Origin of the sequence: Cryobacterium sp. Sr3, from assembly GCF_004402835.1 — a bacterium.
Taxonomy (GTDB): domain Bacteria; phylum Actinomycetota; class Actinomycetes; order Actinomycetales; family Microbacteriaceae; genus Cryobacterium; species Cryobacterium sandaracinum.
Genome location: NZ_SOFA01000036.1, coordinates 169,654 through 177,305 on the forward strand (window position 1 = coordinate 169,654; position 7,652 = coordinate 177,305).

Genomic DNA, 7,652 nt, shown 5'->3' on the forward strand with positions numbered 1-7,652 from the left:
GAATTTTCTGGCCGAAGCGGGCCAACTCTCCACTATATTTGATCGGTTGCGCCTCGGTGTGCGCCCGGAAGCGAAAGTGCCCCCTGGAGCGCCTTCGCCAGCCAGTCCCGGTAAGCGGCATCCGACCAGCCGAGGTCGAGGACCAGAGACCGGTAGGCCTGTGGATGCCCGAGCGCCCACACCGTCGCCGCCGCCTCGTGGTCGCTCACTCCCCCGCGCAGGCTGTGCCGTGAGCGCAGCGCGGTCGCGACCTCGCCGTACTGGAGAAGTCGCTGGGCGGAACGCCGCATCTCCAGCTCCGCGATGTCTGCATCGACTCCGGCCGCCTGGGCGATCACGCGGTGCACCCCGGACGTCTGGGCGTTCAGGTCGGCGATCCAGCCGGTCAGGATTCGGACGATCTCGGCGGCCGTGCGCGCTTCGGCGATCTGACTGCGCAGCGGTGGGGGGCCGGCTTCCTGTTCGTGTGCACGTGCGGCCACGCGGTCGAGCACGGCGGAGAGAACGGCGGCTTTGCCACCGACCGAGTTGTAGATGGTCTGCACCGCGACGCCTGCCTCGGCGGCGATCGAGCCGAGAGTGGTGGAAATGTACCCTCGCTCAAGCATCAGCTTGAGCGCGGCCCGCACGATCAAGGTGCGGGTCTCGCGCGACTGAGCCTCCCGGCGCGATTTGATGCTCATCAGGACTTCACCCTTCTTCTTAGAAGATCATTCTAAACACTGGAATGAAATTCTAAAGGGGTGCATTTCGGCCCGGGAACCATGCGGAAGCGCTCGGCCATAACGTTGTGTGACCGGGCGGGGTGCTTTGGCCAGACTGGCCTCCTATGGTTAGGCATGACACTCGTGCAGACGCCCGCCGCACTCTCCCCCCGTGCCGAAGATCGTGCTGGCCGCCTCAGCGCCGCCGGAACCGCTTGGAGTGAGCGCATCAGCGCTGACGCGTCGAAATAGAAACTGACCTACCGGGTCACGGCCGCCGGCGAGGGCTCGGTCGCCACCCGCATCACGGCCGGCAAGCATGTCTTCCCCGCCGACGAGCCCGGAACACTGGCCGGAGACGCTGTGGCGGCCAGCCCCGTCGAGATTGCGCTCGGCGCCCTGCTCTCATGCCAGGTGGTCGTCTACCGCCTCAATGCCCAGGGGCTGGGCATCCAGGTCGACGAGATCGAGATTGCCGCGGAGGGCGACCTCGACGTGCGGAGACTGTTCGGCATAAGCGAGGACGTGCGGGCCGGCTTCTCAGCGATCCGCCTCCACATCACCATCACCGGTCCCGAATCCGATGAGCGCTACCAGGAGCTGCGGGCAACCGTCGACGCGCACTGCCCGGTTCTCGACCTGTTCGCGAACCCCTCTCCCGCGTCCGTCATCGTCACGAAGGCGTAGCCGCATCCGATGCCGACCGGTGGTCAGGCCTGTCGCGTCCCGCGGCGCACCGTGTGGAAGCTGACGCACGATAGGCCATCCGCCGGCTTCCACGACGTGCGCCGTGAAGCAGTCACCCACTCGTCTCGCGGCGAACAGGGCGGAGGCCTACCGTCGGCTGCAGCTGCAGCCGCAGCGGTCGCTGCACGAATGTGAGGAGGTCGACGATGGACCACGAATCAGCCGCATCACCCCCAACCGAACCCGGACGGGCCTCCCCCGTCCGGCTCAGATGAGGAACAGGAAACCATCAGCCCTGCGGGCGACATGTTCGAGGAGGGTGAGACCGACGTCTGGCCGCACCCGTCCCTAATCGATTTGGAGAATTGGGAGCCGTCTGAGTTGGCGTCGTCCGCTGAGACGGGCGCTCGGGAAATGGGCACGGAGGAGAACACATCGGACGAGTGACCAGGATCGGATCACCGCCCAGGACACGTCGAAGGGGCGCCGGCCAGATGGCCGGTGCCCCTTCGACGTGACTGGATCAGGAGTGGATCAGGAGTGGATCAGGAGTGGATCAGGAGTGGATCAAATGAAGAAGCCGAGGGCACGGATCGACTCCTTCGGGGGCTTAACCGGATTAATGCGGAATATATTCCGTTTAATAAGAGGATACTTGCAGGCAGCAAGCAGGAGATGGGCATAACGGTGCTGTAGATCGCACTCCCGACACGGTTGGGGAGGCGTCCTGCTTCTCAAATGGGGACGGTATGGATACAAACTCGATTGATCGAAATATTCCTGCAACAGACATTGGAGCAGGGGGGACGCGGAAAAGTTTTCGGGAGGAACTGGACACGAAGCGGTACCACGTGGTGGATGACCACTGGGCCGGCCGGGTCCCTGCCCAGTACGGCGTTGCCCCGCGGGTGCGGATCGGCACGGACAAGTGGTTCAATCTGCTGTGGTTGATACCCATTGGACTGGTCCTGCTGATCGTGGGGATCGCCATTGCCAAGGGGCTGCGGGAGATGCCCGCGGTGCAGGACTTCATGAGCCAGTATCCGGGAGCGACTGCACTGCCCGACAACGCCCCGGTCGGGTTCCCGGCGTGGGTCGGTTGGCAACACTTCCTGAACCTCTTCATGATGATCTTCATCATCCGGTCCGGTGTCAGCATCATGGCGGACCATCCGCGGCTGTACTGGACCCGGCACTCGACACCGGGTAAGGACTGGTTTCGCATGCAGAAGCCGGTGCCGAGCGATCCGCTCTACACGGCGAAGGAGGACTCAATCACCTTGCCCGATGGTGTCGGGCTGCCGGGGCGCCGTCACTCCATCGGTCTCGCACGGTGGTGGCACCTCGGCGTCGATACGGTCTGGCTGCTCAACGGAATCATCTTCTGCGTTCTTATCTTTGCGACGGGGCAGTGGATGCGCGTGGTCCCGCTGAGCTGGGACGTCGTCCCCAACGCCGCGTCGGCCGCCCTTCAGTACCTGTCTTTGAACTGGCCGGCCGAGAGCGGGTGGACCAACTACAACAGTCTGCAGCTGATCGCCTACTTCATCACCATTTTCATTGCGGCACCTCTCGCCCTGGTCACCGGCCTCGGCATGTCCCCCGCACTGTCGACCCGCTTCCGCAAAATCAGCTCGGTGTTCAGCATCCAGGTGGCCCGTTCGCTGCACTTCTTCGTGCTCTGCTGGTTCGTCATGTTCATCGTTGTGCACGTCACCCTGGTGATGACCACAGGGGCCCTGCGCAACCTCAACCACATGTATGCGTCTCAGGACAGTGAATCGTGGGTCGGCATCGGGATCTTCGCGGCTTCGATGGTCGTCGTCATCGGAGGATGGCTCGCAGCCACGCCTTTCACCTATCGGCATCCTCGTGTGGTGCAGAAGGTCGGTTTCGCGCTGATCGGTCGCGCGCAGCGCCTATTTGAACACATCGACGCGAACCCCGGCCAGTACACGGAGAAGGACATTTCACCGTACTTCTGGCATAACGGCAAATACCCGGACTCCGAGGAATACCAGGCGCTTCGAGCGGGCAACTTCGCGGACTACACACTGCGGGTCAACGGGCTCGTCGAGAACCCCGTCGATTTGAACCTCGCACAGTTGCAGGTTCTCCCCCATCACGATCAGATCACCCAGCACTTCTGTATTCAGGGGTGGTCAGGGGTCGCGAAGTGGGGCGGAATCTCAATGCAGACGATCCTGGATTTGGTGCAGCCGAAACCCGAGGCGAAATGGGTCATTTTCTATTCCTTCGCGGCGGGTCCGGACGGTGGCACGTACTACGACGCCCAACCCATCGAGCAGATGAGCTACAAACTGACCATGCTCGCCTATGACCTCAACGGGCAGACCCTATCTTTCGGGCATGGAGCACCGCTTCGGTTGCGCAACGAAACGCAGCTGGGTTTCAAGATGGTGAAGTGGATCAAGGGAATCGAGTTCGTTGAGGACTTCTCTGAGATCGGTGCGGGGTTTGGTGGGTACCACAACGACCATGAGTTCTTCGGCTATCGGCAGTCCATCTAACGCACGCGAAAACCCCGATTTCCGGAAGAGATCGGGGTTTTCGCGTGCGTTAGGGGAAGTTCAGATAGAAAAGCCGAGGGCCCGCATCATGTCGCGGCCGTCGTCTGTAATCTTCTCGGGACCCCACGGCGGCATCCAGACCCAGTTGATGCGGAACTGGTCGACGACGCCGTCCAACGCCTCGGCGGTCTGCTCCTCGAGGACATCGGTCAGCGGGCAGCCGGCCGAGGTCAGGGTCATGTGGATGATCAGGGCTTCGTTCTCATCGTCCCAGCCCAGGTCGTAGATGAGCCCGAGGTCGACCACGTTGATACCGAGTTCCGGGTCCATGACGTCTTTGAGCGCCTCTTCGATTTCATCGAAGCGCGCCGGGGGCAGCGTGGAAACCATGCGCCTAACCTACGTTCGATTCGGTGAGAAAGCGATCGTAGCCCTCGTCTTCGAGGCGGTCGGCGAGTTCGGGGCCACCCTGTTCGGCGATCCGGCCGTCGACGAAGACGTGCACGAAGTCCGGCTTGATGTAGCGCAGGATGCGGGTGTAGTGCGTGATCAGCAGCAGACCCAGGCCGGTGTGCTCCTTGGCCCGGNGCTCGCACCGGGATATACCGCACCCCGGCGACGGCCGTGGCGAGCACGAGAAGCGCAACCCCGGCCAGGTGCCAGAACACCGGCAACGAAACGAAGGATGCCCCCGCGCCCGCCAGTGCGCCGACCACGGTGCCGAGGCTGAAGCAGGCGTGCATCAGCGGCATCAGCGTCTTGCCGATCGCCCGCTCAACCGCCGCCCCCTCGACGTTCATCATGACGTCGACCGAGCCCATCCCGAAACCGACCAGGGCCAGCCCGGCGAAGACCAGCTCGGTGGACCCCAGCAGGCTCGTGCCGACCCCGGCCGTGATGAGCCCGACCGAGGAGATCGCGACGCCGAGCACCACGGCGCGCCGGGCGCCGAGGCGGGCGAGCAGCCCGACCGCCGCCACCAGGCCGATCACCGACCCGGCCGAGAGGCCGAAGATGACAATGCCCACCTGCGCGGTCGAGAGCTCGAGGCCGTCTCGCACGGCCGGGATGCGGGACATCCAGGTGGCCAGTGCGAGTCCGGCAATGAAGAAGAGTGCGAACACGGCGTTCCGCCAGGCGTGCAGCCCGGGCCGGGCGGCTGGGGTGGCGGAGATTCCGAGGTCGCGGGCGGTGTGGGTCACACCCTCCACGTTATCCGAAACGCAATCTGTCGCACGTGGGGGGACTTCAGGGGGTAACAGAACGGGGGTGCCGCACCCCGCCGCACCGCGGTCGCTCTCCGAGATCTGCGCCGAGGGCGGGCTGCCACAGAGCACTGTGCGCCGCCTGCTCGGCGAGCTCGAAGAGTGGGGCGCCGTGCAGCGGGATGCCCGCGGCCGCAACCAGATCGGCCTGCGCCTCTGGGAACTCGGCCAGCACGCGGGGCGGCAGCTGCGCGACGTGGCCCGCCCCCTACCTGCAGGACCTCTCCGGCCTCACCCAGGAGACCGCGCATCTGGCCATCCGCGACGGGGCCGACGTGCTCTACATCGACCGCGTCTACGGCACCCGGCGCGTGCAGCAGGCCCCCCGGGTCGGCTGCCGGCTGCCCATGCACGCCACCGCCATGGGGCGCGCCATCCTGGCAGTCGAGGAGGACTGGGTGCAGGACGCCGTGCTCGGCGGCACGCTGATCGCCCGCACCGCCTTCACGAAGACCGACCACGAGCAGCTCCGCCGGGAGATCGAGAAGATCCGCGTGCAGGGGTTCGCGCTCGCCTCGGAGGAGGTTCGCCTCGGCTCCGGCTCCCTGGCGGTTCCGGACTTCCAGGCTGACGGCCGCGTCGTCGGCGGGCTCGGCATCGTGCTGCCGACCAGCCGCGCCCACCAGCTCGAACGCAACCTGCCGATCCTGCTCGGCACGGCCGAGCGCAGCCAGGCCGGAATCGCGCAACTCCCCCCTCGGCGCTGCAGCCCGCCGCCCGCGCCCGCAAACCACCCCGGTGATCGACCCCGTCGCGATCTGAGACCCGATGGATCCGGCAACCGTGTTCGGGCCGAGCGCGACCGCCGCGCAGGGGGACACGGTGCTTGGTTACATCCGGTCGGGCCTGGCGGAGGGTGCCCGCGCCACGACCGGCGGCGACGTGCCCAGCGGGTTCGACCGGGGCTTCTCCGTCACGCCGACCGTGTTCGCCGACGTGACGCCCGGCATGCGGATCGCCCGGGAGGAAGTCTTCGGGCCGGTGCTGTCGATTTTGCGCCTCGACCGCCTCGAGGAGGCCATCGGGATCGCCAACAACACTGATTTCGGCCTCGGAGGAACGGTCTTCTCCGCAGACGAGGATGCCGCCCTCGCGGTGGCTTCGCGGGTGGACACGGGCTCGATCGGGATAAAATTCTTCGCCGCAAGCCATGCCGCCCCGTTCGCGGGGCGGCATGGCTCAGGGCTCGGCGTCGAATTCGGCCTGGAGGGTCTGCACGTCTACCTCAAGCCGCAGTCGGTGCACCGCCGCATCCGCTCGTAGCCGGCACGGCGGTGCGCTCAGGATCGCGGCAGGATCAGGGCCGCATCTGCGGGGGCAGGGCGGCGATGATCGGGTGGTCCTTCTGGAACACGCCGGATTTCGCCGCCCCGCCGGGCGAGCCGATGTCGTCGAAGAACTCGACATTGGCCTTGTAGTACTCGGCCCACTTCTCGGGCACGTCGTCCTCGTAGTAGATGGCCTCGACCGGGCAGACCGGCTCGCAGGCGCCGCAGTCGATACATTCGTCGGGGTGGATGTAGAGCGAGCGCTCACCCTCGTAGATGCAGTCGACCGGGCACTCGTCGACGCAGGCACGGTCCTTCACGTCGACGCAGGGCAGGGCGATCACATAGGTCATCGGCACGCCCCGGTCAGACTCAGTCGAATCGGCGCAACGGGCTGGCTAGATGTTGAATCCAAGAGCGCTCATCATCTCCCGGCCGTCGTCGGTGATCTTGTCGATGCCCCACGGCGGCATCCAGACCCAGTTGATGCGGAACTGGTCGACGATGCCGTCCAGGTTGACGCCGATCTCCTGCTCGAGCACCTCGGTCAACGGGCAGCCGGCCGAGGTCAGGGTCATGTGAATGATCAGGGCATCGTTTTCATCGTCCCAGCCCAGATCGTAGATCAGGCCGAGGTCGACGATGTTGATGCCGAGTTCCGGGTCGATCACATCCTTGAGGGCCTCCTGGACGGCATCGAACCGCGCCGCGCCCAGGGTCGATTCCGCCGACTGCAGTGCGGTTGTCCCGAGGCTCATCGGGCGACGTCGGCGCTCTGGAAGCGATCGTAGCCCTCGTCTTCGAGGCGGTCGGCGAGTTCGGGGCCGCCCTGTTCGGCGATCCGGCCGTCGACGAAGACGTGCACGAAGTCCGGCTTGATGTAGCGCAGGATGCGGGTGTAGTGCGTGATCAGCAGCAGACCCAGGCCGGTGTGCTCCTTGGCCCGGTTCACACCCTCCGACACGATCTTGAGCGCGTCGACGNGTTCACACCCTCCGACACGATCTTGAGCGCGTCGACGTCGAGGCCGGAGTCGGTCTCGTCGAGCACCGCGAAGCGGGGCTTCAGCAGTTCGAGCTGCAGGATCTCGTTGCGCTTCTTCTCACCGCCGGAGAAGCCCTCGTTCACGTTGCGTTCGGCGAAGGACTTGTCCATGCGGAGCTGCTTCATCGACTCGCGCACATCCTTGATCCAGCT

The 7,652-nt window shown here is 65.3% G+C and carries 7 protein-coding genes and 2 pseudogenes; 3 read left to right on the plus strand and 6 right to left on the minus strand.

What is annotated here, in order from left to right; genetic code table 11:
* Nucleotides 1–32 precede the first annotated feature (32 nt).
* Nucleotides 33–683, minus strand: coding sequence for a TetR/AcrR family transcriptional regulator (locus E3N94_RS11230; protein WP_134401623.1), 651 nt, complete (start codon nt 681–683; stop codon nt 33–35).
* Between the two features lie 384 nt (nt 684–1,067).
* On the opposite strand from E3N94_RS11230, the gene E3N94_RS17250 reads away from it, so the two are divergent.
* Nucleotides 1,068–1,391, plus strand: a complete 324-nt coding sequence (locus E3N94_RS17250) for an OsmC family protein (protein WP_241972940.1) — start codon at nt 1,068–1,070, stop codon at nt 1,389–1,391.
* An 851-nt stretch (nt 1,392–2,242) separates the two neighbouring features.
* Nucleotides 2,243–3,922 carry a molybdopterin-dependent oxidoreductase gene (locus E3N94_RS11240; protein WP_241987115.1) on the plus strand — a complete coding sequence of 560 codons (1,680 nt, stop codon included), beginning with the start codon at nt 2,243–2,245 and terminating at the stop codon, nt 3,920–3,922.
* Between the two features lie 60 nt (nt 3,923–3,982).
* Here E3N94_RS11240 and E3N94_RS11245 read toward each other — a convergent pair whose 3' ends face one another.
* Both E3N94_RS11245 and sufC (E3N94_RS11250) read right to left on the minus strand, forming a co-directional pair.
* Nucleotides 3,983–4,312, minus strand: a complete 330-nt coding sequence (locus E3N94_RS11245; RefSeq protein WP_134570246.1) for a metal-sulfur cluster assembly factor — start codon at nt 4,310–4,312, stop codon at nt 3,983–3,985.
* A 4-nt stretch (nt 4,313–4,316) separates the two neighbouring features.
* A pseudogene (gene sufC / locus E3N94_RS11250) lies at nt 4,317–4,508 on the minus strand (Fe-S cluster assembly ATPase SufC); the annotation flags it as partial.
* A 1,447-nt stretch (nt 4,509–5,955) separates the two neighbouring features.
* Here sufC (E3N94_RS11250) and E3N94_RS11265 point away from each other — a divergent pair.
* Nucleotides 5,956–6,450: an aldehyde dehydrogenase family protein gene (locus E3N94_RS11265; RefSeq protein ID WP_134400782.1), complete on the plus strand. Its 495-nt coding sequence runs from the start codon at nt 5,956–5,958 to the stop codon at nt 6,448–6,450.
* Nucleotides 6,451–6,484: 34 nt separating this feature from the next.
* Here the strand turns inward: E3N94_RS11265 and fdxA are convergent, their stop codons facing one another.
* The 3 genes and pseudogenes from fdxA to sufC (E3N94_RS11280) form a co-directional block, all read right to left on the minus strand.
* Nucleotides 6,485–6,808: a ferredoxin gene (fdxA, locus tag E3N94_RS11270; RefSeq protein WP_134400783.1), complete on the minus strand. Its 324-nt coding sequence runs from the start codon at nt 6,806–6,808 to the stop codon at nt 6,485–6,487.
* 45 nt (nt 6,809–6,853) lie between these two features.
* Complete coding sequence (locus tag E3N94_RS11275) at nt 6,854–7,213, minus strand: metal-sulfur cluster assembly factor (protein WP_104193717.1); 360 nt, start codon at nt 7,211–7,213, stop codon at nt 6,854–6,856.
* Nucleotides 7,210–7,652: pseudogene (sufC, locus tag E3N94_RS11280) on the minus strand (Fe-S cluster assembly ATPase SufC); the annotation flags it as partial. The pseudogene sufC (E3N94_RS11280) and the gene E3N94_RS11275, both read right to left, overlap by 4 nt.